This window comes from Asaia sp. BMEF1, assembly GCF_051628905.1.
Classification (GTDB): domain Bacteria; phylum Pseudomonadota; class Alphaproteobacteria; order Acetobacterales; family Acetobacteraceae; genus Asaia.
Genome location: NZ_CP157575.1, coordinates 2,040,654 through 2,065,846, shown reverse-complemented (window position 1 = coordinate 2,065,846; position 25,193 = coordinate 2,040,654). Strand labels below are relative to the sequence as shown.

The 25,193-nt window shown below is 60.5% G+C and carries 24 protein-coding genes; 9 read left to right on the top strand and 15 right to left on the bottom strand.

Annotated elements, in window-relative coordinates; genetic code table 11:
- Positions 1-45: 45 nt before the first annotated feature.
- Both ABHV46_RS09055 and tldD read left to right on the top strand, forming a co-directional pair.
- Positions 46-1,173: an MFS transporter gene (locus tag ABHV46_RS09055; protein WP_438381200.1), complete on the top strand. Its 1,128-nt coding sequence runs from the start codon at positions 46-48 to the stop codon at positions 1,171-1,173.
- A gap of 94 nt (positions 1,174-1,267) precedes the next feature.
- Entirely contained in the window at positions 1,268-2,731 is a 1,464-nt protein-coding gene (gene tldD, locus ABHV46_RS09050) for a metalloprotease TldD (RefSeq protein WP_438381199.1), read from the top strand.
- 98 nt (positions 2,732-2,829) lie between these two features.
- Here tldD and ABHV46_RS09045 read toward each other — a convergent pair whose 3' ends face one another.
- Together ABHV46_RS09045 and ABHV46_RS09040 are read right to left on the bottom strand one after the other, a co-directional pair.
- Positions 2,830-3,264 carry a hypothetical protein gene (locus ABHV46_RS09045; protein WP_438381198.1) on the bottom strand — a complete coding sequence of 145 codons (435 nt, stop codon included), beginning with the start codon at positions 3,262-3,264 and terminating at the stop codon, positions 2,830-2,832.
- Positions 3,265-3,318: 54 nt separating this feature from the next.
- A complete protein-coding gene (locus tag ABHV46_RS09040) occupies positions 3,319-3,735 on the bottom strand; it encodes a hypothetical protein (protein WP_438381197.1) in 417 nt (138 codons plus the stop codon).
- A gap of 172 nt (positions 3,736-3,907) precedes the next feature.
- Between ABHV46_RS09040 and ABHV46_RS09035 the strand changes: the two genes are divergently transcribed.
- Together ABHV46_RS09035 and ABHV46_RS09030 are read left to right on the top strand one after the other, a co-directional pair.
- Complete coding sequence (locus ABHV46_RS09035) at positions 3,908-4,171, top strand: DksA/TraR family C4-type zinc finger protein (protein WP_438381196.1); 264 nt, start codon at positions 3,908-3,910, stop codon at positions 4,169-4,171.
- Positions 4,168-5,148 carry a hypothetical protein gene (locus tag ABHV46_RS09030; protein ID WP_438381195.1) on the top strand — a complete coding sequence of 327 codons (981 nt, stop codon included), beginning with the start codon at positions 4,168-4,170 and terminating at the stop codon, positions 5,146-5,148. Before ABHV46_RS09035 ends, ABHV46_RS09030 begins: the two co-directional genes overlap by 4 nt.
- 58 nt (positions 5,149-5,206) lie before the next feature.
- Here ABHV46_RS09030 and ABHV46_RS09025 read toward each other — a convergent pair whose 3' ends face one another.
- The 6 genes from ABHV46_RS09025 to ABHV46_RS09000 all read right to left on the bottom strand — a co-directional run bounded on the left by ABHV46_RS09025 (position 5,207) and on the right by ABHV46_RS09000 (position 10,912).
- On the bottom strand, positions 5,207-6,142 hold the full coding sequence (locus tag ABHV46_RS09025; protein WP_438381194.1) for a 2-hydroxyacid dehydrogenase: 936 nt from the start codon (positions 6,140-6,142) through the stop codon (positions 5,207-5,209).
- Positions 6,143-6,265: 123 nt separating this feature from the next.
- The gene (locus ABHV46_RS09020) at positions 6,266-7,093 is read right to left on the bottom strand and encodes a 2-keto-4-pentenoate hydratase (RefSeq protein ID WP_438381193.1); all 828 of its coding nucleotides are present in this window, start codon (positions 7,091-7,093) and stop codon (positions 6,266-6,268) included.
- A 142-nt stretch (positions 7,094-7,235) separates the two neighbouring features.
- The gene (locus ABHV46_RS09015; RefSeq protein WP_438381192.1) at positions 7,236-8,063 is read right to left on the bottom strand and encodes a hypothetical protein; all 828 of its coding nucleotides are present in this window, start codon (positions 8,061-8,063) and stop codon (positions 7,236-7,238) included.
- 115 nt (positions 8,064-8,178) lie between these two features.
- Positions 8,179-8,658, bottom strand: coding sequence for a YaiI/YqxD family protein (locus tag ABHV46_RS09010; RefSeq protein ID WP_438381191.1), 480 nt, complete (start codon positions 8,656-8,658; stop codon positions 8,179-8,181).
- Between the two features lie 149 nt (positions 8,659-8,807).
- Complete coding sequence (locus tag ABHV46_RS09005) at positions 8,808-10,331, bottom strand: Do family serine endopeptidase (RefSeq protein ID WP_438384328.1); 1,524 nt, start codon at positions 10,329-10,331, stop codon at positions 8,808-8,810.
- Between the two features lie 134 nt (positions 10,332-10,465).
- Positions 10,466-10,912 (bottom strand): nucleoside deaminase, encoded by a 447-nt coding sequence (locus ABHV46_RS09000; protein ID WP_438384326.1) that lies wholly within the window; start codon positions 10,910-10,912, stop codon positions 10,466-10,468.
- Between the two features lie 180 nt (positions 10,913-11,092).
- On the opposite strand from ABHV46_RS09000, the gene ABHV46_RS08995 reads away from it, so the two are divergent.
- The 5 genes from ABHV46_RS08995 to ABHV46_RS08975 all read left to right on the top strand — a co-directional run bounded on the left by ABHV46_RS08995 (position 11,093) and on the right by ABHV46_RS08975 (position 16,845).
- Positions 11,093-11,833: a gamma-glutamyl-gamma-aminobutyrate hydrolase family protein gene (locus ABHV46_RS08995; RefSeq protein ID WP_438381190.1), complete on the top strand. Its 741-nt coding sequence runs from the start codon at positions 11,093-11,095 to the stop codon at positions 11,831-11,833.
- Positions 11,830-12,636 carry a pseudouridine synthase gene (locus tag ABHV46_RS08990; RefSeq protein ID WP_438381189.1) on the top strand — a complete coding sequence of 269 codons (807 nt, stop codon included), beginning with the start codon at positions 11,830-11,832 and terminating at the stop codon, positions 12,634-12,636. Before ABHV46_RS08995 ends, ABHV46_RS08990 begins: the two co-directional genes overlap by 4 nt.
- Positions 12,636-13,190: a 16S rRNA (guanine(966)-N(2))-methyltransferase RsmD gene (gene rsmD, locus ABHV46_RS08985; RefSeq protein ID WP_336946919.1), complete on the top strand. Its 555-nt coding sequence runs from the start codon at positions 12,636-12,638 to the stop codon at positions 13,188-13,190. Before ABHV46_RS08990 ends, rsmD begins: the two co-directional genes overlap by 1 nt.
- A 300-nt stretch (positions 13,191-13,490) precedes the next feature.
- Positions 13,491-16,172, top strand: a complete 2,682-nt coding sequence (locus ABHV46_RS08980) for a DNA translocase FtsK 4TM domain-containing protein (protein ID WP_438381188.1) — start codon at positions 13,491-13,493, stop codon at positions 16,170-16,172.
- Positions 16,173-16,236: 64 nt separating this feature from the next.
- A complete protein-coding gene (locus ABHV46_RS08975) occupies positions 16,237-16,845 on the top strand; it encodes an RluA family pseudouridine synthase (protein ID WP_438381187.1) in 609 nt (202 codons plus the stop codon).
- Here ABHV46_RS08975 and ABHV46_RS08970 read toward each other — a convergent pair.
- The 7 genes from ABHV46_RS08970 to ABHV46_RS08940 all read right to left on the bottom strand — a co-directional run bounded on the left by ABHV46_RS08970 (position 16,818) and on the right by ABHV46_RS08940 (position 25,193).
- Positions 16,818-17,837: a glycosyltransferase gene (locus ABHV46_RS08970; protein WP_438381186.1), complete on the bottom strand. Its 1,020-nt coding sequence runs from the start codon at positions 17,835-17,837 to the stop codon at positions 16,818-16,820. The genes ABHV46_RS08975 and ABHV46_RS08970 overlap by 28 nt on opposite strands.
- A gap of 2 nt (positions 17,838-17,839) precedes the next feature.
- Positions 17,840-18,742 carry a dTDP-4-dehydrorhamnose reductase gene (rfbD, locus tag ABHV46_RS08965; RefSeq protein WP_438381185.1) on the bottom strand — a complete coding sequence of 301 codons (903 nt, stop codon included), beginning with the start codon at positions 18,740-18,742 and terminating at the stop codon, positions 17,840-17,842.
- Positions 18,742-19,299, bottom strand: coding sequence for a dTDP-4-dehydrorhamnose 3,5-epimerase (rfbC, locus tag ABHV46_RS08960; protein ID WP_438381184.1), 558 nt, complete (start codon positions 19,297-19,299; stop codon positions 18,742-18,744). Before rfbC ends, rfbD begins: the two co-directional genes overlap by 1 nt.
- A gap of 10 nt (positions 19,300-19,309) precedes the next feature.
- Positions 19,310-20,218 carry a glucose-1-phosphate thymidylyltransferase RfbA gene (gene rfbA, locus ABHV46_RS08955; RefSeq protein ID WP_336946925.1) on the bottom strand — a complete coding sequence of 303 codons (909 nt, stop codon included), beginning with the start codon at positions 20,216-20,218 and terminating at the stop codon, positions 19,310-19,312.
- Positions 20,215-21,270, bottom strand: a complete 1,056-nt coding sequence (rfbB, locus tag ABHV46_RS08950) for a dTDP-glucose 4,6-dehydratase (protein ID WP_336946926.1) — start codon at positions 21,268-21,270, stop codon at positions 20,215-20,217. Before rfbB ends, rfbA begins: the two co-directional genes overlap by 4 nt.
- A 536-nt stretch (positions 21,271-21,806) precedes the next feature.
- Positions 21,807-23,084: an MATE family efflux transporter gene (locus ABHV46_RS08945; RefSeq protein ID WP_438384324.1), complete on the bottom strand. Its 1,278-nt coding sequence runs from the start codon at positions 23,082-23,084 to the stop codon at positions 21,807-21,809.
- 315 nt (positions 23,085-23,399) lie between these two features.
- Complete coding sequence (locus ABHV46_RS08940; RefSeq protein WP_438381183.1) at positions 23,400-25,193, bottom strand: DUF885 domain-containing protein; 1,794 nt, start codon at positions 25,191-25,193, stop codon at positions 23,400-23,402.

The following is a 25,193-nucleotide window of genomic DNA, read 5'->3' as shown; positions in this document are numbered from 1 at the left end:
CTGCTCTCCCTCGACGCCACAAATGCCAAAAAAGGGGAATGTCAGATGAACAGGACAGCATTGAAGAGGTTGCAAAACAGCACTCGTGCCGTCTTTTTTCTGGTAGGCGTCGTCTCGGCCCTCTGGTCCTGCCTCGTTCCTGTGGTGAAGCACCATGCCGTTCTCAATGATGGCGAACTCGGATTGCTGCTTCTTTGCCTGGGCATAGGGTCGATCATCGGCATGCCTCTAGCAGGGCAATTTGTCAGCCGCTGGGGGTGTCGCGTTGTCGCGACGGGCGGGCTGGGCCTTGCCGGAACGCTGCTCATGCCACTTGCCCTGCTCCATGCCGTGCCGCTTCTGGCGGCCTGTGTGTTCGGTCTCGGCATGGGGTTAGGCGCGGTGGAAACTGCCATGAATATTCAGGCCGTCGATGTGGAGAAACAAAGCGGCAGGCCGATGCTATCGGGGTTTCACGCCTTTTTCAGCATTGGCGGCGCGGCAGGGGCCGCCGGGCCGCAGCTTATGGCCTTGATAGAGGCGCAAGCCTGGGTCAGCGTGCTGATTGGCCAGTTGGGCATGATCGGTGTTTTCAGCGCCGCATGGCGCGGCCTGCTGAACCGACCCGAGCCGGGGGGCGGGTCGGGCTTCGGCCTGCCACGAGGCATCGTATGGCTGCTCGGGCTTCTGACCTGCATCGCCTTTCTGGGCGAAGGGGCCGTTCTCGACTGGGGCGGCGTCTATCTTGCAGGCGAGCGCGCTTCTTTCGACATCACACCGGGCTGGGGCTACGCCGTTTTTGCCATAGCCATGACCTTCGGCCGCCTGACGGGCGACCGCGTCGTCGCCAAGGCCGGTCCGGTGCTGATCGTGGCCGGTGGCGCGCTCTGCGCGGCGCTGGGCTTCGCCCTGGTGGTATTCGGCCCCAATCCGGCCAGCCTGCTTGGCGGGTTCGTGCTGATCGGGTTGGGCTGCGCCAATATCGTGCCGGTACTTTACGCCTCAACAGGCAAGCAGACAGCCATGAAGACCAATGCCGCCGTCGCAGCGATTACGACCATGGGCTATGCGGGCATTCTGGCAGGACCGGCGCTGGTCGGGGCCGTGGCGCATCTTAGCAGCCTGACAACCGCCTTTTCTCTCATTGCCCTGCTGATGATCTTTATCGCCCTGAATGCACGCCTTGCCCGATAAGGATTGTCTTTTTCAGACTTAAGGTGGCTTTCCCCTCGCATTCGACGGCGGGACGCGCCATGTGTCAGGGCTCAAGAAGGAGCTTTTCGTACCCATGCCGATTTATGCCGAAGATGCGCCCCTCTCCGCCCTCGCCGTGACGGATCGCCTGTTTTTCGAACGGGCCGACAGTACGCTCACACGCGACGAAGCAGAGAAAATCGTTACGAAATCGCTCGATGGCATCGAAGACGGCGAGCTTTTCCTCGAATACCGCGAGAGCGAGTCGATTCTGCTCGATGATGGCGTTATCCGTTCTGCCAGTTTCGATACGTCATCGGGTTTCGGTCTTCGATCGGTCATAGGCCCGGAGACCGGCTTCGCCCATTCCGACGAGATCAGCAAAAGCGCGCTCGAACGGGCGGCTGGCGCGGTTTCTGTCGTGCGTCAGGGGCGCAGCGGCACACTTTCTGCCCCGCCTCAGGCCACCAACCGTCGGCTCTACGCGCCAGAAAGCCCACTGAGCGACACGGATTTTGCAGCACGCGCGGCCGTTCTGGGGGAAATCGACGCCTATGCACGTGGCATCGGCCCCGAGGTGGTGCAGGTCTCGGCCAGTATCGCCACCGAATGGCAGGCCGTGCAGATCATGCGCGATTCAGGCTTTCGGACGGCGGATCTGCGGCCACTGGTGCGGCTGAATATCTCAGTCGTGCTCGAGCGTGACGGCCGGCGTGAAAGCGGCAGCCGCGGCATGGGCGGCCGCTATATGCTCTCGCGTCTTCTGGGCCGCGAAACCTGGCAGGAAGCGGTCGATGAAGCCGTGCGCCGTGCCAGGGTGAGTCTCGATGCCAGCCCTGCCCCTGCGGGCGAGATGGATGTGGTTCTCGGCCCGGGCTGGCCGGGCATTCTGCTACATGAGGCGGTCGGTCACGGGCTCGAAGGCGATTTCAACCGCAAGGGCACATCCAATTTCAGCGACATGGTCGGCAAACGCGTCGCCGCTCCCGGCGTCACGGTCGTCGATGACGGCACGCTGGCCGAAGGGCGTGGCTCGCTGACCATCGACGATGAAGGCACCCCTTCCGGCAGAACGGTCATGATCGAGGACGGCATTTTGCGCGGCTTCATTCAGGACCGTCTGAACGCTCGCCTCATGGGCGTTGCCCCGACCGGCAACGGGCGCCGACAATCCTACGCCCATGTGCCCCTGCCGCGCATGACCAACACGCTGATGCTCGGCGGCGAGGCCACGACAGAAGAGATGATCCGCTCGACAAAGCGCGGTCTCTACGCAGTCGATTTCGGTGGCGGTCAAGTGGATATCACGTCGGGCAAGTTCGTCTTTGCGATGTCGGAGGCCTATCTGATCGAAGACGGCAAGGTGACGCGCCCGGTGAAAGGCGCAACGCTTATCGGCAATGGCTTCGACGCCATGAACAAGATCTCGATGATCGGTCAGGACGTCGCACTCGATCCCGGTATCGGCACATGCGGCAAGGCCGGTCAGGGTGTGCCGGTCGGGGTGGGACAACCCACCTTGAAACTGGCGGGTCTCACGATTGGTGGCACAGCCTGATTTTCATCCGGGGGCGTTTTGCCCCCGGCTGGCTCGCAGGCCGCAGCGCCCTGAAGACTGTGGGGGATCCTCGTCGCCCCCCCCTCACGAAGAAGATTTCAGCGGGTGCGTCTGACACCCATCGCCATGCCAGCCACCATGGCAGCGTAGACCAGAGCCATCTCCTTTCTGGAAAAAACCAGCTCCCAGCCTGGGGTAAAACGCTTGGGCGTCGCCTTGTAATCGGCGAGCGCCGCCACCGGCCCGACTGCAAGCGTTACCAGGAACGCCCGAGCGCGGCTGGGCTTTCTGCCCAATGCCAGATCATAGAATACGGACCAGAACAGCAAGGCGGCTACATTCGTAGCCATGCCCGTCGCGCTGTGTTTCAGGTCGAAGTCTCTGACTTCAGCCGCATTGGGCCCGGCCAACCAATGGGCCGTGCAATTGACACCCTGAGCCGCGCTTAGGCCACGCTTGCGCGCCAGCACCAGAAGCGCAGCATTGCAGGTAAGGGAACCGATAAGGGTCGAGGCAAAAAGGCGCGTACGCATTGGATTGATCCTTGAAATATCGGGGCTGATACCGGGCCACCCTCGTAAGCTGATTCAATAGAGAATGAGACAGATCGCGCCGCCGATAATCCCCATCGTCCAGAAAATCGACACCACGATACGGTGGCGTATCGCGCGCAACGCCAGCAGACGCATCAGAGGGTCTAGAGGCTCTTCTTCGCTATCGGCCCTGTGCCGCAAATCAGGAGCGGGTCGGACAGCCAGACGGTTTTCCGGGCTGACCTGCACCGCCATACACCAGTCCTGACGCAGCTTGTCGAGTTCGACACGACGGTAGAAAGCTTTGCCACGCAGCATCAGCCGCGACGGCCCACAACGAAAGAAACGCAACGCACGAAAAAGACCAGGAGCAAGGCCAAGATGAGCCGCCGCCTGAACCGGATCGAGCAACGCCTGTACGGGAAGTGGCGTTATCGTGCTGCCGCTCTGGTCTTCCCCCGATCGAGTCATCCGTCCTGCCTCCCTTTCTCGTGAACGACGGGAAGCGTCACGGGTTCAGTGCGCGGCAGAACCACTAGCAAAAAGCTGCCCATCGACTGATGAAAACCGGCTGTCAGCGCCTTTTATACCGGCCCTGCCATCGCAATATCCAAAGACTGCCGAGACAGAACAGGAGACGCTCATGGCGACCGGCTGGGCTCCCGATGGAGCCGTCCAGGACCAGATCGACGATACGATTGCCGATGCCGTCAACCGCGCGCGCCATGCCATGCCAAAAGGGGACAGCGCCGAGGATTGCATCGAATGCGAAGAGCCCATTCCCTTGGCGCGACGGCGCGCCGTGCCGGGCGTGAAACTCTGCATTGCCTGCCAAAGCGCCCGCGACAGCCGCCCGGTCTTTACCGGCATCAATCGCCGCGGCAGCAAGGACAGCCAGCTTCGATGAATAAGACGGCACGTTTCGGTGCGGTTATCGCAGCTTTTGCGGTGTTCGGATCGGACCCGGTTCTTGCGCAGGAAAAACCGGACTGTATCGATGGCGCTGTTACCCTGCCGCTTCTGGGTGGTCGGGGCGATTCACCGATTCTGCCTGCCACACTGGATGGAAAGGAAATCGCCCTTTATTTCTCCAGCGCCTTCGACGCGCTCTATGTGGGCGACATGGAGGGCTTCGAAACAGAAGACACGCATAAGACGCTCTCAATTTTGACAAATCGCGTGCATACCGAAACGCGCCCCGTCATCAAGGCGGGACAGCTCAAGCTGGGCGCGCTCGATCTGCAAACACCCGACATGATCCGACTCGACGATTATCCGATGCAGCAGATCGGCACACGTCCCCTGATCGGTACAGTTGGCAGTGTCTTTTTTGAAAACCTCGCCGTGCTGCTCGACATGCCCCACGGCGTTTTCGCCCTGATCCGCTTTCGGCAGGATGAAGCCTGCGCCAAAGCGCCTTCTGAGTTCATTGGCTCCGGCGCTCAGGCTCTGCCGCTCTCGGGCAATGATTCCGTTATCGGGCAGATCGACGGCAAAAAACGGGAGCTGACACTCGATTCAGACGTGCCCGTCACAACGCTCCCCGCAAGCTGGCTGAACGTACCAAAAGAAGATGCTGAAAAAGACACGCACAGCTCGGCAGTCGCCGTCTATGGGGCACTGCATTCCCTGCTTCATCGAACGACGCTCAAAGACTCCAGAATAGGCAATATCTCACTGGACGGTATGCCCGTCTTTGCGCAGACCGATCTGGGCGTCGGTATGCTAGGCGTCGATTTTTTCCAGTCGCATATCGTGTTGTTCGATTATCCCAACCACCGGGTCTATCTGCTTCCCGCCCGCTCTCAGATCACCCACGCAGGATCCGGGCTGCATTTCGACCGGTTTCGCGAAGGACAAGCGAGCGTAAAGGAAAAGCGCTGACGCCTTTCCCACCAAGCCCGCTGTCGCGGCGCAACGCCTTGGCGTGAGAATACAGGCCTCAGAGAACGGGGGTGAGCAAGGGCTTGCCCTGAAAGAAGGCTGCGAGATTGTCGAAAACCAGCCGTCCCATGGCATGTCGGGTTTCAAACGTCGAAGTGGCGCGATGCGATTGCAGCACCACATTGTCCAGACCGTAAAACGCTTCGGGCACATGTGGCTCATCGGCAAAGACGTCGAGCCCTGCCCCGCGTATCGTGTTGTCGCGCAGCGCGTCGATCAAAGCCTCTTCGTCGACGACCGAGCCGCGCGCCACGTTGATCAGAAAGCCTTTCGGACCCAATGCTTCGAGAATGCTGCGATCGACCATATGAAAAGACCGTGCGCCCCCCGAAACGCAGAGCACCAGCACATCGGCCCAGTCGGCCAGAACGCGCAATTCGGGATAAAACGGATATTGCGGCGTGTCAGTCTGCTGACGCGAGCTGAAATAGGCGATCGCCATATCGAACGATGCCGCCCGCTTGGCCACCGCCTTGCCGATAGCGCCAAACCCGGCAATGCCGAGTTTCTTGCCCTTGATTGTCCATGAATTGACGACCGGCTCATGGCCCCATTTACCGGCACGTACAAAGCGATCGTTGCAGGAAATGCCACGTACAGCATCGAGCATCAGCCCGATGGCCATATCGGCCACATCATCGGCCAGCACACCCTGAGCCGTTGCAAGACGAATACCCCGCCGCCGACATTCATCGAGATCGATCCTGTCGATACCCACCCCATTGACCGAGATGATCTTCAGATTGGGCAGTCTGTCCATGATCGGTCTCGGCAGACCGCTGCCCCCTCCTGTCGTCACCCCTTCGACCCGCTCGGCCAAAGGCCCCAACGCCTCTAACGAGACAAACTGGTGCAGGCGGAAAGGCGTGCCGAGTTGCTCGTTGAAGCTCTCCGGCATGGGGTCGATCATGAGAATATCGGTCTTGCTGGCCATGACTCATTCATATTGCGGGTTGCAGGGCCTTCAACCCTAGGAAGAACCTCGCCGGGACGCTCATCACCTTGGCGTTATGCCGCCCTGATAACGCGCCTGCCCAGCCGCCGGATGGCGCTCCATTTACAAACGGAACGGGGCACCCAGACGCGCCTCGACAGGGAAAAGCCCCTCGAAAGACACGCAGATTTCAGCGGGATCATCGAGAAACAGCGTGCCCATGGTCGAGCCAGTGGTCACTACGTCGCCGGCGCGCAGGGGGCGTCCGCGCTCGACGGCGTGGTTGGCAAGCCAGGTAAGCAGGCGCAGCGGGTCGCCTGCCTTGTTGCCCCCCTTCTGGTCATAGCGCTTCTCGCCATTCACCAGCATGGTCATGGGCAGGGTGGTCGGGGTGAAATCGCGCCATGAGGTCACGCCGCGCCCCACGACGAGCACGCCATGACTGCCCTGATCAGCTAGATGCGAGAGATTATGCTGCGAATTCGGCGTCACGAAGCGCGTATCGAGCAATTCGATCGCCCCATGAATAGCCCCGATCGCCTCGGCGACCTCTTCTTTCGTCCAGGGTTCGGCCCGTGCTGGCAGATCGCTTCTGAACGAATAGGCAATTTCTGCCTCGACCCCATGGAAGCGGCAGAAAGAGGGCGAAAGATCCTGCCCACTTTCGAACACCGTCGCCTTGTGCAATGGGGCGCAGGAAGGCAGGGCCGTGGGGGTGGCCGCACCCACTTTCCACCCTACGATCTCCCCGTTGCCTGCCTCGCTCAGCGCGCGAGCCACAACATCCTGCACCGCGTAGGCGGCCTTCGGATTGATAGGCACAATGGTTTCGGGGACGGTCTGCAAAGGCTTGTTGCTGCGTCGGGCATCAAGAAGCAGCGACGCGAGAAGGGCATCGGGAGCAGTCTCGGAGGCCGTCTCAAGCGTGGTCGTGGAGAAGGGAGCATTCATGAAATCGGTCATTCCCGGATGATTAGGCGTCAATGGAGTGGCTCGATCCAGCAGATCAGCCTCCTAGTCACGAGGACAAAACAGAATCGCCCCGATCGGTCAGAAAACATGACACGTCCGTAAGAATTTGGCCATCTTCCCTTTAAATTTCATGCGCGCATGAAAGAGGTCCCGCCTCGGCAGGGACTGGCGTATCAAGACCCAAAGCGCGAAAGAACTGCAGATCAAAGTTTTGCGACAGGATCCGCGTCGCAGCACTGGTCAGGGTCACACAGACCACGCCTGCCAAGAGTGTAGCGTTACCGGTCCAGAGAGCATTCATGGCTTTCTGCAAAAGCGTCATCAGGACTATCGGCAGAAAGACGATCACGGAACTCCAGAAAATATAACTCCAGACATGCCCGCTCATGGCCTCAAAGCTTTGTCTGATACGAAACTGCGGTCGCGCGCTTTTCCACGCGACAGAACTCATGGCGAAGCAGCGGGCAAATATCCAAAGGCACGTTATTCCTGCAATTGTCAGAACCAAAAGGAGCAACAACTCCATTCCCGCACTTGCATCGGCGGGCAGTAATGCGGGCATCTTCACGATTAGCACCAGAGCGCCCCCCAGTATGATCTCGCAAACCGCTTCGGTGCATACAGACTTCAGAGCACCCCAGTCCATCCGCCAGAGATCAGGACCGGACCAGGTGGTCAGGGCGCAACGGGTCACGACGAGGCTCAGGAACCACAAGGCGACTATTTCGAAGAACGTATGATGTTCCCATGGGTCCTGCGACTGCCCCCCGGGTTTCGCGACAGACGCCTGCAGGATGTGCGTAATCAGATTGATCAGACAGCCCAGCGCGACCATGCCGACCATCGGGAGCGAGGCATCCGAGCGATACAGAAAGCGCCAGTCCGTACTCTTCCTGAAGAAATGACCTGCCTTCCAGAACGATATCGTCTTCTCAAGTTGCCTCGCCACGTCATTCGTCCTGTGCAGATATAATATTTAAAGATTATATCTGCACCATTACCTATGCAGCAATGGCGCCATCGCGACCTGTTTTTAGACCCCGCCCTGTCGGATATCCTCTTTATTACTGCGGTGGCAGCACCATAGGCCGTAAACGCGGCTTGCGGGCCTTGTTGACCAGCGTATCGAGCGCGGAGAGAAAGCGGGAGCGGTCAGCCTTGCCGAAAGCCGCCCCGCCCGGTGTCATCATGCCTGCCGAACGCAGATCGGTCATGAGATTACGCATGGCCAATGCCATACCGATGGCATCGCCATCGAGAATACGTCCCTTCGGCTCGATCACATGGGCGCCCTTTTCGACGCAACGCGCCGCGAGCGGAATATCGGTGGTGATGATGATGTCCTGCTCGCAGGCGCGTTCGGCGATCCAGTCATCGGCCACATCCGGACCTGCATCGACCACGACGCGTTCGATCAGCGGCGAGTCCGGCAAGGCGATCATGCGATTGGCCACGACGAACACGTGCAAGCTATAGCGACCGGCAACACGATAGACTTCGTCTTTCACCGGGCAGGCATCGGAATCAATGAAGATACGGGTCATGGCGCCACTGTGCCGCAGCACGGGCCGAGCCGCAAACCCCGCAATTATGCCCAGCGCGCTCAAGACGCCCCATGCAAAAAGGGCGAGGTCTGTCGACCTCGCCCTTTTTCACCCACACCTATCCCAGCATCGTGCAAGATCGGTCAGGCTCAGTTGCCGTCATCGCTGCCATCGGCATCTGTATCGCTGCCACCCGGCGCGATAGCGACGAAGATCAACTGGCCGTCACGCAGCACACGCAGGAGGATCGGCTGCTTGCTCTTGAGCACACCACGCACGGCTGTCAGTACGGCGCGGGGGTTATCGACTGCTGTGTTGCCAACGGCCTGAATGATGTCCCCGGGGCGTACACCCGCCTGCTCGGCAGGCGAACCCGGAGCGATCTGGCTGATCACCGCTCCCTTGACCGTATCGTCGACACCAAGCTGCTGGCGCATGTCGCGCGACAGCGGTGCGAGCGAGATACCGATCTTGCCGCTGCCCGACTGGCTTGCATCGTCGCCGGACGTCGCATCCTGACCTTCGCCGTCTTTCGGCATATTGCCGATCTTGGCCGTAATGGTCTGGGGCTTGCCATCGCGCAGGACGCTCAGCGTGGCATCGGTGCCGGGCTTCATCGAGACAGTATGCACGACCAGATCATGCACACTCTTGATCTTGGCGCCGTTGAGCGCAGTCACCACGTCGCCACTTTTCAGACCTGCCTTGTCGGCCGGGCCGCCCGGCGTCACCTGTGCAACCAGCGCGCCTTCAGGCGGTGCACCCGGCTCGCTGGGCTTGAGGTTCAGCGCCTGAGCCAGGGTCGGGGAGATGCGCTGCATCAGCACGCCCAGATAGCCGCGCGTCACATGGCCCGAGGTACGGAGCTGATCCACCACGCTCTTGACCGTGTTCGACGGAATGGCAAACCCGATGCCGATCGAACCACCCGAGGGTGAAATGATGGCGGCATTCACACCGATCACCTTGCCATTCTGGCTGAAGAGCGGACCACCCGAATTGCCATGATTGATCGGCGCATCGATCTGGATGAAATCGTCATACGGGCCTGCATTCAGGTCGCGTCCGCGTGCCGAGACGATACCGGCCGTGACCGTACCGCCCAGCCCGAACGGGTTGCCGACAGCCACCACCCATTCACCGGGCTGCACATTGTCGGAATCGCCCAATTCGATGAAAGGCAGTTTACCGTTCGGCTTGATCTTGAGCAGCGCCACATCGGTCTTGGGGTCGCGTCCTATAATCTTGGCCGGCAGGGTCGTGCCGTCGTCGAGCGTCACAGAAACCTTGGTCGCGCCATTCACCACATGGTTATTGGTGACGATATAGCCGTCATTGGAGATGATGAACCCCGAGCCGCGTGCCTCGACCGTGCGATGAGACTGCTGCTGCTGCGGTGCCATCTGGAACGGGAAGGGGAACGGGAAGGGCATCTGCTGGCCCCCGCCACCGCCGCCCTCTTCCTGTTCCGCCACATCGGCACGGATATGCGAGGTGATGGAGACGACCGCAGGCTTCACCTGCTTTACCAGATTGACGAAGTTCGGCAGCGTCTGGAGCTGGGTCTGGGGGGTGATCGGCCCTTCTGCCCAGGCGGAAGAGGACACACCGGCGCCGATGGATAGCGCAGTGGCTGCGACCAGAGCCAGTGAACGGAATTTCCGTGAATGCATCGAACGTACAAGCATGGCGTCAGTCATGATCTTTCCAGCGTTGGCACCTGTCAGGTGCGGTGTGGTAAGAGAAACTTATGAAGCCGCTTTCGGTTCGTCCAGAATAGGCATGTGTAAAAACGAGGTAATCCGTTTCATGAAACGCGCGTTTCTCGCAATGTTATGAAAAAATCCTTCAATAATTGAGCATTTTCCTGCTCGCTTACGCCCCCGACCACTTCAGGCCGATGCAGGCAGGCGGGCTGCTCAAAAATACGTGGCCCATGATCTACGCCCCCGCCCTTGGGGTCATAGGCGCCATAAATCACCCGGCCCAGACGAAAATGCACCATTGCTGACGCGCACATCGGGCAGGGCTCAAGCGTCACGATCAGCGTACAGGCGGCCAGCGAGCGCGACCCCAATGCTGTTGCTGCGGCCCGCATGGCCAGAATCTCGGCATGGGCGCTCGGGTCTTTGCGCTGCTCCACCTCGTTTCCGGCCTGAGCGATGACGCGTCCCCCAGGCCCCAGCACGACAGCACCCACCGGCACCTCCCCACGAGCAGCCGCTTCGCGCGCCGCAGCCAGCGCCGCCTTCATGCCGATCCGGCCTGCTCGCTCTTGGTCGGCCCGTTCGTCTCCTGCCTGAAGATCAGGCCTGCTCTGCGGGAATTCTTCGGGCACAATGTCTCCCACTCAAAGATGCACGGGCGACAGAAGCCAGGGTGATCGACACACAGGTGCTTTCTGTTTGCGCCAAACCCTGTTTACATCGTTGTCATGATACGCGCACCTCTCATCGGTCTCACCCTCGATATCGAGCCGGGCGGGCCGCAGGCCTTTTCGCGCTGGCCCTTTCATGCGTTGCGCCAGAACTATTTCAGCGCCCTGATTACCGCAGGGGCCCTTCCGGTCGGTCTGCCTCATGACCCGACACTGGCCGCTCCCCTGATGGCACGCCTCGACGGTCTGCTCGTGACAGGCGGTGCCTTCGACCCCGACCCTGCCCTCTATGGCGAGGCCCTTCACCCCTGCACCACGCTCAAACCCGGCCGTACCGAGGCGGAACTCGCCTATATCGCTGCCGCCCGCGACCGCGCCCTGCCCATTCTCGGTATCTGTGGCGGCATGCAGCTCATGGCCATCGCCTGGGGCGGCGCCTTGTTCCAGCATCTGCCCGAGCAGGCACCCGGCCCCATCGCCCACGAGCAGCCCAACCCGCGCAACGAGGCCGGACATGAAGTGAGCATCGTCCACCGCACACTTCTCTCTCGCTGCACCGGTCAGGCCGTAATGCGCGTCAATTCGTCGCATCATCAGGGCGTGCGCGACCCCGGCAGCCTCGTAATCAGCGCCCGCGCCGCCGACGGATTGATCGAAGCGATCGAGACAATTGACGGAATTTTTCGTCTGGGGGTGCAGTGGCACCCGGAATTCGCTATCGATCCGGGCGATGCGCGTCTATTGGCTGGATTCATCGACGCGGCCCGACACGCGACACCACAGGACAGACGAGCATGACCGAAGAACAAAAGGGCGACCGCATCGCCAAATGGATGGCCCGCGCAGGCGTAGGCAGCCGACGCGACATCGAACGCATGATCGAGGCCGGGCGTATTCGCATGAATGGCTCTTCGGTCGAGCATCCCGCCACTTTTGTGCAGGATGGCGATATCATCCAGCTCGACGGCAAGGTGATCGGTGGCAAGGAGCACACGCGCGTCTGGCGTTACCACAAGCCTGACGGGCTGATGACCACCCATCGCGACCCGCAGGGCCGTCCTACCGTGTTCGACTCCCTGCCCGAGGGTATGCCGCGCGTGGTGAGCGTCGGGCGTCTCGATATCAATTCCGAAGGGCTGCTCCTGCTCACCAATGACGGTGAACTGGCCCGGCGCCTCGAACTCCCTTCGAATTCCTGGATACGCCGCTATCGCGTGCGCGTGTTCGGCGTGGTCGACGAGCGCAAGCTGGCCGCCCTCGCCCATGGTTCGGAATTCGAAGGCGTGCGTTACGGCGCCATCGAAGCGGGTCTGGACTCGCAGAAAGGCGATAATGCCTGGCTGACCGTCAGCCTGCAGGAAGGCAAGAACCGCGAAATCCGCCGCGTCATGATGGGGCTCAACCTGCATGTCAGCCGCCTGATCCGCGTTTCCTACGGTCCCTTCCAGCTTGGCACGCTGCAGAAGCGCGAGATCGAAGAGGTTCAGGGCAAGATCCTGCGCGAACAGGTGCCAGGCCTTGCCGCCGCCCCGCGTCGCGTCCGCCGCCTCGTAAAAGACAAGAGCACCGACATCGCCAGCCCGGAAGCCGAAGAAGAATAATGCGTATCGTCGGCGGTGAGCGCAAAGGCGTCGCCCTTCAATCCCCCCGGGGTGAAACCACCCGCCCCACCTCCGACCGCGCGCGTCAGGCTGTATTCGACATGCTCGCCCATGCGCCCTGGGCAGGCGCAGACTTCCTGCGCGAAGCCCATGTGCTTGACGCCTTCGCCGGTACGGGCGCCCTCGGACTCGAAGCCCTCTCCCGCGGTGCCACCTCGGCAATTTTCATGGAGCAGGACCGCAGCGCCCGCGCCGTGATCTCGGCCAATATCCGCGCCTGCCGCTTCGATGATCGCGACCTCTCGGTGCTGACCTGCGACGTTACCCGCGCCCCGCGCGCGCCTCGCCCCTGCACGCTCGTCTTTCTCGACCCGCCTTATGGCAAGGATCTCGTCCCCGCTGCCCTGAAAGCTCTGAACCGGTCCGGCTGGATTGCGCCCGAGGCGGTGATCGTGGCCGAAACTGCCGTAAAGGACGAACTCGCCGTCGACCTTCCCCTGCTGACAGAACGACGCTTCGGTGTCGCGCAGGTCAGGATCTGGCGGGCTTCGTGATCCCAGGGTAGCGCCCCGGGGAACGATCAAAAAGGGCTCCGCCCTGACCCGCGAAGGGACAAGCCCCTTCGATCCCCGCTTCAGTCAATCAGGTTTCCAAAGGACGACTGTCCTTTGGCGGGGGCGGGGCGGGGCAGCGCCCCGCATGACACGCGATTGGCGGAAATCGGTCCTTTTTTGCTCTCGTCTCGACGCGTCGTTCCGCTATAGTTCTGCCACACGACAGGTATAGTTTCAGACGATGCTCGACGCCCCATGTGCGGGGTGCAACGTATTGCGCAAGCACAGGAAGATGCGAATTTGGCTTTGTTCAGCCGCTGGTTCTCTCCCGCCAATGCCTCGCCCAGACTACGCAGCCAGTTTCATGACCGGCTGACGGAGCTTGGCGGGTTTGTCCTGCTCGCGGTTGCGCTTGCGCTCGGTGTGGCCCTTTGGAGCTACAATCCTCAGGACCCGTCTTTCGATACCGCGACAACGGCTGTGCCGACCAATCTTCTGGGGCAACCCGGTGCAACGCTGGCCGATGGGCTGGTGCAGTGGCTGGGTCTGGCCAGCGCGCTGCCGATCATCGTCATGCTGTGCTGGGCGTGGCAGATCGTACGCCACCATGCACTCAGCGTCCCGATCTTGCGATTTATCGCCTTTCTATGCCTGCTGCCGGTTGCGGCGGCACTGATCGCGACCTTGCAGGTGCTGATACCGGTTCTGACCACGAGCTGGCCGTCACGGGCGGGGCTTGGCGGGCAACTCGGCTTGGTGCTGGCCGATCATCTCGTCTCGACCGGACGCGCTACGTTGGGCCGGGCAGGCGGCGTTCTCTTTACCCTGCTGGGGCTGCTGCTGACCGTCCTGCTCGTTCCGCTTGCGGTCGGGCTACGACGCAGCGAGTGGCGCGCCCTGTTCAGGGGAGCACGCTCTGTTGGCAGAGGCTCGGAGCATCTCGCACGCCGCATGGGCAATCGCGCCCGTCAGACGACGCCTCCCGACTGGAGCAGCTACGAGCCGATCGAGGCGAATGCCTATCGTCATGAGCATCCCTACCCCTCGCCTAGACAGGCCAGCGAGACGTCACGCCAGCCGTTCATTCCGGCCAATACGGGATGGCTTCAGCCGCCGGAAAAGAGTGACGAGGCACTGCCGACACTCACGAACTCGCAAACGCAGACCGCCGCCCAGAACTCACAGGCGCGACCGCAAACAGCCCCTGTGACCGAGCCTGCCAATCCTTACGCCTTGCAGCTCGCGCAGATCTCGCGCGATCAGGAGAGCGAGCCGCGCCCTGCCGCCGTGACACGTTATGCGGAAATCGAAGATGTCCCGCCTTATGCCGAGGAGTCACCCCCGAGGCAGCAGCCTCAGGAAGAGCTAAAGCGCGGCTTTTTCGGCTTCGGGCGCGCGCGCGCAGAGCGTCCGAGCCAGGAGCAGCCGGCCGCCGCTGCGCGTCATGGCTGGGATAGCGCCGGCTGGCAGCCGCCCTCGCTAGGCTTGCTGCGCAAGGCTCCTGCCCATGGAGGAAGCGGCCCCTCAAACGAGGTATTACAGGCCAATGCGCGCCTGCTGGAGCAGGTGCTGTCCGATTACGGCGTGCAGGGACAGATCGGCGATATCCATGCCGGACCGGTCGTCACGCTCTACGAGCTGGAACCGGCGCCGGGCATACGTTCGGCCCGTGTGATCGGTCTGGCCGATGATATCGCCCGCTCGCTTTCTGTGCTGAGCGTGCGTATCGCCACCGTGCCGGGACGCAATGTGATCGGCATCGAGGTGCCGAATGCCTCGCGCGAAACGGTCTATTTTTCCGAGCTGCTCGACACGCCCGAGTTTCTCGAGCCAGGCGCGCAGCTGCGCCTGGCGCTGGGCAAGGATATTGCGGGCAACCCGGTCTATGCCGATCTCGCCAAAATGCCGCATCTACTGATTGCAGGCACCACGGGTTCGGGTAAATCGGTAGGCGTGAACGCAATGATCCTGTCGCTGCTCTACCGGCTGACGCCGGAAGAGTGCCGCCTGATCATGATCGACCCGAAAATTCTCGAACTCTCTATCTATGACGGCATTCCGCATCTGCTGACGCCCGTCGTTACCGAACCGAACAAGGCTGTCGCCGCGCTCAAATGGACCGTGCGAGAGATGGACAAGCGCTATCGCTCAATGGCCCATCTGCAAGTACGCAACATCACCGGCTATAACCAGCGCGTGCGTCAGGTGCGCTCGACGGGCGAACTGGTGACGCGTCGTGTGCAGACCGGCTTCGACCCGGAAACGGGCCAGCCCGTTTTTGACGAGCAGCAGCTCGCGCTGGAGACCATGCCGCATATCGTGGTGGTGATCGACGAAATGGCCGATCTCATGATGGTGGCAGGCAAGGAAATCGAGGCCGCCGTGCAGCGTCTGGCGCAAAAGGCCCGAGCGGCGGGTATCCATGTCATCATGGCCACACAACGCCCGTCTGTGGATGTCATCACCGGCACCATCAAAGCCAATTTCCCGACACGTATCTCCTTTCAGGTCATCAGCAAGTTCGATAGCCGCACCATTCTGGGCGAACAGGGTGCCGAACAGCTTCTGGGCCAGGGTGACATGCTCTACATGCAGGGCGCAGCGCGTATTACCCGCGTGCATGGCCCCTTCGTAACCGACAGCGAAGTCGAAGACGTGGTGGCCGATCTGCGCAGCAAGGGCGAGCCGATTTATAACGACGAGGTGATTTCGAATCTCGAAGACGAGGGCGGCAGCGCCTCGTCAAGCGGCAACGGCATGAGCGGCGGCTATGACGCAGAGGCCAGCCTCTTCGATCAGGCAGTCGATCTGGTAACGCGCGAGGGTAAGGCCTCGACCTCCTTCATCCAGCGCCATCTGTCGATCGGCTATAATCGCGCTGCCAAGATCATCGAGCAGATGGAGAAGGAAGGCATCGTGAGCGCTGCCAATCATGTCGGCAAGCGCGAGGTTCTTGCCCGTCGCCAACGCGACGAGGACTGACCCTCCCCTCCCCCCGATGACGCATTTTCCTTATCCTATCCTGTATCAGAGCCCGCGCCTTGTCGTGATCGACAAACCCGCGGGGCTGCCTGTCCACCCCGGCCCGAAAACGACGCATTCCGTCGAATCACTGTTTCCACTGTTGTCGAAGCGCAAGGATGGGCCATGGCTGGTGCATCGTCTCGACGCCGATACCTCGGGCTGCCTCTTGATTGCGCTACGCAAGCAGGCGCTTGTCGAGGCGCAGGCCCTCTTCGCTGCCGGTCTGGTCCGCAAAACCTACTGGGCTGTCGTAGGGAACGCCCCGAAAGAGGGCGACGGCATCATCGACACGCCGCTGCGAAAGGTTACGACGAAAGAAGGATGGCATATGGCGCCCCATGCTGACGGGCAAAATGCCGTGACGGCGTGGCGGGTTCTCTCACGCAACCAAAGCAAAGCCCTGATGGCGCTGACCCTGCTCACCGGGCGCACTCATCAGGCGCGCGTGCATTGCGCTGCCCTAGGGTGCCCCATTATCGGCGATGAACGCTATGGCGGCGGCAAGGGCGGGCTACATCTCATGAGCCGATCGCTCGAGGCAACACTCACGACGGAGCAGGTTTCGGCACGCGCCGAACCGTCAGAGAGTTTCCGTCATACCTGTCATGGTTTCGGCCTAGCACTGCCGTAGAACAGAAACCAGGCTCTGAAGAGCCAGGTCTCGGCGGGGCGCTGACGAATGAAGCCACGCTCTGCCAGCAAAAAGCGCAGCCGCGCCATAAAACCTTTCTCAAGCACGCTTTGCAGGCGCAGGAGAAAAGCTCTGGCATCTGGCGTCAGGGCTTGGGTGCACTCGGCGTCTTGCAAACGGGCAACCAGAGCCACGAGCAAAGCCATGAATGCCGTTGGGCCGCGACGCAGGGCGCGCAGCCCCCTGACGACTATCGAACGCTCGACTCCCACAGCATTGCGACGATGCTGGCGATAAAGACTCACGCAGCGTTCATCGAAAACGACCGCTCCCCCACTCCCCAGAACGAGCACATAACTCCACCAGTCATGAAGCACGCCCTCTGGCGGCAGGATCGGACTGACTAACGCCACCGCCTCCGTGTTGAGTACAACCGTATGGCCTGTTGCGATATTCTGGATCAGCGCCGCGTGAAAATCAGGTGTTCGCCTGAGCGGGAGCGACGGCCCCAGCACCTCGAGCCCTTCATCTGTGAGAAACTGTCTTGCGCAATAAAGTGCCGGACCAGACACGCCCGCGAGTTTCTCGCGTGCCCAGACGAGCTTTTGCGGTACCCAGACATCATCCTGATCGGCAAAAGCAATAAGGGCGTCTCGTGGTGCAGAATCGAGCAACATGGCGTAAGACCGCGCCACCCCGATATTGCCTGGTACGTCATCGATCTCAACGCAGCGCCCCTGCCCGCGATGCTCCTGAAAAGACAGCATGATGGCACGAGACGCATCCTGAGAGCCGTCATCGCGCCAATACAGGCACCAGTTCGTCTCCGATTGCGCCAGAAAACTGTCGAGCTGCTGATTGAGAAAAGCTTCACCATTATAGACGGAAAGAAGAATCGCAACGGGCGGCACCGAGGCCGCCCGCTTCGTATCTGTTCCGCCCACCGCATAGAGACGCGGCGCCGTGGGTATTGTCCTGTGTTGTTCTGCCACGCTCAGGCCGGCTTGCCCGCAAAATGCTCGTCGACCGCTCGGGCCACGCTGTCTCGCCATGCCGGAAGGCGAATCCCGAAAACCTGTTCGAGCTTGCTGCAATCGAGACGGGAGTCCTGAGGCCGCTTTGCGGGAGTCGGCCAGTCCTGCGTGCGGATCGCAGCTATCTCGACAGGCATGGTCTGGCCATGACGGGTGGCTTCTTCAAGGGCGGCCACGGCAAGACCGTGCCAACTGGTCTCACCCGTACCGCTGGCATGAAAAAGACCAGCGAACCTGTCCTGCCATCCAGCTTCGACCTGGTCGGCAATCGAGAGGATCGCCTTTGCCAGATCGTCTGCACTGGTGGGATTGCCATACTGATCGCCCACTACCTTGAGGTGGGTATTCTTTGCCCCGGCATTGACCATGGTGCGGACAAAATTCTTGCAATGGCCCGAATAGACCCAGGAGGTACGCAAGACGATGCTACGCGGCTGGGCCTTCAGAACGGCCTGCTCGCCCGCAGCCTTGGTGCGTCCATAGACGGTCTGAGGCGTGACCGGATCTGTCTCGACATAGGGGGCGCCCTTGTCACCGGCATAGACATAATCGGTCGACACATGAACCAGCGGCACATCACGCGCAGCGCAAAGACGCGCCAGCTCTGCCGGACCCGTCTCATTGGCGGCCGTCGCACCCTCGATTTCGCTCTCGGCCAGATCGACCGCCGTCCAGGCTGCTGCGTTGACAACCAGAGACGGGTTGACCCGCTCCAGCGTAGCCGCCAGCGTTTCTGGTTGAGCCAGATCGAATTCAGGGCGGCCCACCACCACGACGCGATCGCCGCCGAGCATTTTCAGCGAGGTGGCAAGCTGACCCTGACCACCCGTGACGAGAATACGTTTTTCCGTTGCCGTGCTCATCAGTACTGGAACCACCCCTTGGCTTCGGTGAAGTGCGGCGCGACCTTGTCCTTATCCGACAGAACCACTTCACTTTCGCTGATCGGCCAGTCAATGGCCAGATGCGGACAGTTCCAGATCGCCGCACGCTCGGATGCCTTGTCATAGAGCGAAGTGCACTTGTACTGCACTTCGGTGTTTTCCAGCAGCGTCACAAAGCCATGCAGGAAGCCGGGCGGTACCCAGAGCTGCGACCAGTTTTCTTCGGAAAGCTCCGCCGCCACCCATTGGCCATAGGTCGGCGAGCCTGTGCGTGCATCGACAGCGACATCCCAGATAGCGCCCTTGGTGCAGCGTACGAGCTTGCCCTGAACGAAAGGGGCCACCTGTGAATGCAGACCGCGCAGGACGCCCTTCTGAACCGACAGACTCTGATTATCCTGCACGAAGGTCAGATCAATGCCTGCATCCACCATCTTCTGATGGTTGTAGGTCTCGGAAAAGAACCCGCGTGAGTCGCTGAAACGCTGCGGGGTAACCAGAATGACGTCTGGAATGGCGAGACGTTCGACTTTCATGGGGCGGCTCCTAGTTTCTGCCTGACTGGGTCTGGTGCGCAAGTTCCAGCAGCATACGACCTAGTTCGGTCTTCTTCTTGGCATTGCCCTGAACGATGAGCTGCTCACGATCGATGAAGCCCATACGATAGGCAACTTCAGTCGGCGAACCCACCAGCATGCCCTGACGGGACTGAATGGTCTGCACGAAAAGCCCTGCCTGCATAAGGCTATCCGGCATACCGGCATCGAGCCAGGCGCAGCCACGGCCCAGACGATCGACCTGCAACGACCCTTCTTCCAGATACATCTGGTTGAGATCGGTGATTTCAAGTTCGCCACGCGGGCTCGGCTTGACCTTCTTGGCGAATTCCACAACGCGGTGATCGTAGAAATAAAGCCCGGTGACAGCCCAGGTTGATTCAGGCTCGCTCGGCTTTTCGATAATACGCTGCGCGCGCCCGCTCTCGTCGAAACTGACGACACCATAACGCTCGGGATCGCGCACCTGATAGGCGAAGACCGTTGCACCTTCAGGCCGGGCCGCAGCAGCACGCAGAAGCACGCTCAGATGATCGGCAAAGATGAGATTATCGCCAAGAGCCAGCGCGCAGGGGGCGCCGTCGATCCAGTCTTCTGCAATCAGAAAGGCCTGGGCCAGACCGTCTGGGGAGGGCTGCTCACGGTATTCGAAGCGTACGCCGAATTGCGATCCGTCGCCAAGCAGACGCTTGAACTGCGGCAGATCATGCGGGGTGCTGATGATCATGATGTCCTGAATCCCCGCCAGCATGAGCGTGGTCAGGGGATAATAGATCATCGGCTTGTCATAGACCGGAAGCAACTGCTTCGAGGTCGCCAGCGTCATGGGGTGCAGGCGTGTGCCCGACCCACCCGCGAGAAGAATGCCCTTCATCGGCTTGGTCTTTTCGGCGCTCATGCTTTTGTTCCCAGTCTCTGTCCGGTGTAGCGGCGGGCGCGAATACCTTCCCACCAATGACGGTTGTCGAGATACCACTGAACCGTGCGACGGATGCCCGTTTCGAAATCGTGCTTCGCTTTCCAGTCCAGGGCCTTTTCGGCATGGCTGGGGTCGATCTCGTAACGGAAATCATGACCGGGGCGGTCAGTGACGAAACGGATCAGACGCTCGCGTGGCCCGGCCGGATCGGGCGACAACTCATCGAGCACGGTGCAGATCGTCTTGACCACATCGAGATTGGTGCGCGGCTGGCGCGCGCCGATCGCGTAGGTCTCGCCTGGCTGACCGCGCTCGACGGCCTTGACCAGCGCCTCGGCATGATCCTCGACGAACAGCCAGTCGCGGATGTTCTCGCCCTTGCCATAAACAGGCAATTCTTTGCCTTCGAGTGCGTTGATCGTCACCAGCGGGATCAGCTTCTCGGGGAAGTGCCAGACGCCGTAATTATTGGTCGTGTTGGTCACAAAGGTAGGCAGGCCATAGGTGTGGTACCAGGCGCGCACCAGATGATCAGAAGCAGCCTTGGACGCCGAATACGGGCTACGCGGGTCATAGGGCGTCGTCTCGGTGAATGGCGCATCATCAAGTTCGAGATGGCCGAACACTTCATCGGTCGAGATATGATGAAAACGGAAGGCCTTCTGAGCCTCGGCATCGAGCGTCTGCCAATAACGACGAGCCGCCTCGAGCAGCGCATAGGTGCCAGTCACGTTCGTCTCGACGAACACGCCGGGGCCGTCGATTGAACGGTCGACGTGACTCTCTGCCGCAAGATGCATCACAGCATCGGGACGATACTCGTCAAAGAGCTTCTGCAGTTCGACGCCATTGACGATATTCACGGCGGCATGACGATAGCGCGGATCCGCCGCTACCTCGCCAACCGTCTCCTCAGAAGCCGCATAGGTCATGCAGTCTACATTGAGGACCTCGTGAGACGTCTGACGGATCAAATGCCTGACCACAGCAGAGCCGATAAACCCGCAGCCACCAGTCAACAATATTCGCATCGTTTCTCTCAGTCACAGCATTTTCAGGGACGGCAAATCCGAGCATCCGCACCGCCTTGTTTGTCCCTCACTACAATCTGGGAGGGCAGATAGGAAAGATGCGATATGCGACAAAATACATTGTCGTATCTTCTTGTTGCGTAGGTGGAAAAAGAAAAATTTCTCACTCTGCCACATAGAGCATCCAAGTTAGGCAAATAACAAAAAACATTCCTGAAACCTACACTGAAATAAAATTATATATTGCAATATATATTATTATTTTTCTGAACAAAAACAAAAAAGAAAAATAAAGACACCGAAATTAAGTTATTTTTCCATGTGTCGGTTAAAATAAAATTTTTTCTTATTTCACAGACATCGTAAACCAGCATTTCCCGTCTGGGCAATATCGTCTGCCTTGTTCCCCGACACTGTTTGCTGCGCAGGTTCTGCTCTCGCCCCGCACGCTTCGAAAGACTTTCCCTTCGAGATCGAAATCGATGTCCACCCGTCAGTCTTCTGAAATCAGCTCGATAAACAGCCCGTGAGCATTCTCAGATCCGTTTAATGACCCTGAAGGCCGTAAAGGCTGCCAGACTTCCAAAAATCACGACCCCAAGAGACTGACCGATCAGAATACCGATCGGTCCGTAAAAAGAACCGATCCACACAAACGGTATCGTGCCTAGCGTCGCCCGCCCCCAGTTGAACCCTGTCGAATAGAGCGGATGCCCGAGATTGTTGAACGCCGTGTTGGAAACGAAGAGCAGCCCCACAAAGAAGTAGCTCGCCACCAGCCAGCAGCAAAACAGCGTGACGATGCGTATCGCTACCCCTTTCGACGCAAACAGATGCAGTATGGGGGTGTGGAACGCCGCCAGAATGGCCCAGGTCAGCACCACGCACAGCGCCGTCAGCTTGAGCGAGGCATAAAGTGCCTCACGCACACGATCCCTCTTTCCGGCCCCCAGATTCTGCGACATGATCGGCCCGACCGACCCCGTCAGGGCGAACACGAAAGCAAAGGCCACAGGAACGATGCGATCAATGGTCGCCTGGCCCGAAATCGCCTCCAGACCAAAACGCGACATGAAATGCGTAGTGAACAGCCCGCCGATCGGCGTAGCAAGATTCGTCGCGATTGCGGGCAAAGCCACACCGCCTATCTGACGCGTCGCTGGTGCAATCGCCCAGAGTTTTGGCCATTCCAGCATGCGGTGATTCCGCAGGCTGAAAAAACCAAAGGCCACCACGGTTCCCCGCGAGATGATCGTACTGATCGCCGCACCCGTCAGCCCCATATGAAACCCGAAGATCAGAATCGGGTCGAGAATAGCGGAAACGAATGCACCGACCAGCGTCACCTGCATCGAGCGTCGGGCATCACCAACACATCGCAACAGGGCCGATTGCGCCATGCCGTAACAGACTAGCGGCAAAAACGGCGAGACGAGATGGAGGAATCCAACGGCCTGATTGAGCGCCTCTCCCCGCGCGCCGAGTAGCGTAAGCAGAAAGGATGCCAAAGCCGCCGTCAGACAGCCAAGCACCGCTGTGACGGCCACCATCACCACCATGAAGGCCGAAGCAAAGCGCCGCGCCCGTATGATGCGCCGCGCGCCGATCAGTCGCCCGATAATGGCGCCGAGCCCGATCGTCATTCCGATCGATACCGCCACCTGCACATAACCAAGCGCCGCTGCGAAGCCGATTGCTGCCGTCAGCGCCGGGTCATGCAGATGCGAAATATACCAAAAATTGAGCAGATCGACCGCGAAGACGGCCATAAGCCCGATCGCCCCCGTACCCGCCATGACCACGACATGACGCATGATACTGCCATGCACAAAGCGCGCAGGACGGGTCGCCCTGAGATCGACCGCAGGCGCCTGCTCCTGCGAAGTCAGCTCATCGGGAGAAATCTTGTTGGGGGGAGACGAAAGCAGAGGCATATCCGCCCAATCCTGCCCTGTTCGCAGGCCAGTGGGAACGACAGAATTTCGGAATGGAGATTTTTTTATCGTCACCTCAGGGCTCTGCCCTGAACCCGCGAAGAGGCAAGCCCCTTCGATCCCCGCTTTAATCAATCAGGTTTCCAAAGGCCAACGGCCCTTTGGCTGGGGCGGAGCAGAGCCCCGCCTGCCCTCTCACTTCTGGGCCTTCACTTCCTTGATCCAGGCATCCACGCGATCGGCGAGCAGGTTCAGCGGCAGGGCGCCGCCGGAAAGCACGACATCGTGGAATTTGCGGATATCGAATTTCGAGCCAAGCTCGGTCTTTGCCTTTTCGCGCAGGCGCAAGATTGTCTGCTGGCCGAGCATGTAGCCCAGAGCCTGACCGGGCCAGGCGATGTAGCGATCGGTCTCGGCCTGCATGTCAGGCTCGCTGGTGGGCGAATGCGCGTGGAAGAACTCGAGCATCTGGGCGCGGGTCCAGTGCAGATCGTGCACGCCCGTATCCAGAACCAGACGATCGGCGCGCAGAAGTTCGCCGTTCAGACGGCCATAATCGCTGTAGAGATCCTTATAGAATCCCAGCTCCTTGCCGAGGCCTTCGGCGTAAAGCGCCCAGCCTTCGATATAGGCGTTGTAGAAACCCTGCTGGCGGAAAGGCGGGAGCGGCAGGGACTGGGCCGTGGAGATCTGGAAATGATGGCCCGGCACGCCTTCATGATAGGCGGTGTCTTCAATCGTGTAGAGATCGCGCTTGGCATAATCGCCGGTATTGACGAATACGATACCGGGGCGCGAGCCGTCAGGCGTGCCCTGATGATATTCGGCACCGGCGGCTTCGGCCTCGCGATAACGCTCGACGGGACGCACTTCCAGCTTCGTGGTCGGGATCTTGTCGAAGTCACGCGTGAGCGCGGGCTCCATCTGGGCGATATCCTTGCGATAGAGATCGATGATCTGCTCGCGTGAAGTCGCGTAGAGCTTGGGGTCCTTGGCCACGGAGGCGCGCAGGGCAGCCAGATCGGCAAAACCGAGCTTATGGGCGATTTCGACCATCTCGCCTTCGATTCTGGCGACCTGATCGAGCCCGAGCTGATGGATCTCCTTGGGCGTCATGGTGGTGGTGGTCAGGGTTCGGATATCGTAGCGATAGAGCGCGTCACCACCCGGAAGCGCCCAGACACCTTCCTGAGCGCGGCCATAGGCGGCGTAGCCCTGCTTCATGAACGCGGCCAGACGCTCATAGGCAGGGCGCACATCGTGATCGATAGCAGCAACGATCGCCTTGCGCAGACGCGCCTGATCGGCAGCGGGAACGCTGGCCGGAAATTTCGTGACGGGTTCGCCAAACGGGCTTTTCTCGCCCTCGGGGGCAGCAATCTGCTCGACCTGCTGCTCGGCTTTTTCGAGCAGGAAGCGCGGCTGCATCAGGCCGTCTTTTTCGCCCAGTCGGGCAAGGGCGATCACCTGATCGATGGCCGTGGGGATGGCGCGCAGGCGGGCGAGGTAATCCTCGTAATGCTTCGTGGTATCGAACGGAATGCTGGAGACGAAGCCAGGATATTGCAGCTGGGCGCCGTTCATCTGGTCGATGGGCATCTCATAGGTCTTGAGACGAATGCCTTCGAGCGTGTCCTGCAATTGCTGAATGATCATCGCGCGGCTGATCTGGCGCTGGTCGTCGAGCGATGAGGGCGCAATGGCCTCGAAGCGCTTGAGATAGCCGGTCAGAACGGGCACGGAGCCCTTGATATGGGCGAGGGAAAGATCGCTCCAGCGGTCGTTGTAGCGATAATCGCCGATGGAGGTCGCGAGCTCCGGCGCGTTCTTGAGCTGATACTGCCATTCGTCATCGAGCAGCTTGTCGAAGGCCGTCGCGGCCTTGCTGTCAGGCGCGGCCGCCCAGGCAGGAGAGGCGAGCGCGGTTGTCGCACCAAGAAGGCAACCGAAGCCAAGCAGGGCCAGGCGGGAAAGACGGGGGGACTTCAT

Coding starts and splice junctions, on each gene's coding strand:
- ABHV46_RS09020 (WP_438381193.1), bottom strand. CDS start 7,093: ATGAATGCTCCCTTCTCCACGACCACGCTTGAGACGGCCTCCGAGACT.
- rfbC (WP_438381184.1), bottom strand. CDS start 19,299: ATGAAAGTCGAACGTCTCGCCATTCCAGACGTCATTCTGGTTACCCCG.
- tldD (WP_438381199.1), top strand. CDS start 1,268: ATGCCGATTTATGCCGAAGATGCGCCCCTCTCCGCCCTCGCCGTGACG.
- ABHV46_RS09005 (WP_438384328.1), bottom strand. CDS start 10,331: ATGCATTCACGGAAATTCCGTTCACTGGCTCTGGTCGCAGCCACTGCG.
- ABHV46_RS09040 (WP_438381197.1), bottom strand. CDS start 3,735: ATGACTCGATCGGGGGAAGACCAGAGCGGCAGCACGATAACGCCACTT.
- ABHV46_RS09010 (WP_438381191.1), bottom strand. CDS start 8,658: ATGACCCGTATCTTCATTGATTCCGATGCCTGCCCGGTGAAAGACGAA.
- rfbA (WP_336946925.1), bottom strand. CDS start 20,218: ATGAGCGCCGAAAAGACCAAGCCGATGAAGGGCATTCTTCTCGCGGGT.
- ABHV46_RS09025 (WP_438381194.1), bottom strand. CDS start 6,142: ATGGCCAGCAAGACCGATATTCTCATGATCGACCCCATGCCGGAGAGC.
- ABHV46_RS08940 (WP_438381183.1), bottom strand. CDS start 25,193: ATGAAGTCCCCCCGTCTTTCCCGCCTGGCCCTGCTTGGCTTCGGTTGC.
- ABHV46_RS08945 (WP_438384324.1), bottom strand. CDS start 23,084: ATGCGTCATGTCGTGGTCATGGCGGGTACGGGGGCGATCGGGCTTATG.
- ABHV46_RS09045 (WP_438381198.1), bottom strand. CDS start 3,264: ATGCGTACGCGCCTTTTTGCCTCGACCCTTATCGGTTCCCTTACCTGC.
- rfbB (WP_336946926.1), bottom strand. CDS start 21,270: ATGCGAATATTGTTGACTGGTGGCTGCGGGTTTATCGGCTCTGCTGTG.
- ABHV46_RS09000 (WP_438384326.1), bottom strand. CDS start 10,912: ATGAAGGCGGCGCTGGCTGCGGCGCGCGAAGCGGCTGCTCGTGGGGAG.
- ABHV46_RS08990 (WP_438381189.1), top strand. CDS start 11,830: ATGACCGAAGAACAAAAGGGCGACCGCATCGCCAAATGGATGGCCCGC.
- rsmD (WP_336946919.1), top strand. CDS start 12,636: ATGCGTATCGTCGGCGGTGAGCGCAAAGGCGTCGCCCTTCAATCCCCC.
- ABHV46_RS08995 (WP_438381190.1), top strand. CDS start 11,093: ATGATACGCGCACCTCTCATCGGTCTCACCCTCGATATCGAGCCGGGC.
- rfbD (WP_438381185.1), bottom strand. CDS start 18,742: ATGAGCACGGCAACGGAAAAACGTATTCTCGTCACGGGTGGTCAGGGT.
- ABHV46_RS09035 (WP_438381196.1), top strand. CDS start 3,908: ATGGCGACCGGCTGGGCTCCCGATGGAGCCGTCCAGGACCAGATCGAC.
- ABHV46_RS09030 (WP_438381195.1), top strand. CDS start 4,168: ATGAATAAGACGGCACGTTTCGGTGCGGTTATCGCAGCTTTTGCGGTG.
- ABHV46_RS09055 (WP_438381200.1), top strand. CDS start 46: ATGAACAGGACAGCATTGAAGAGGTTGCAAAACAGCACTCGTGCCGTC.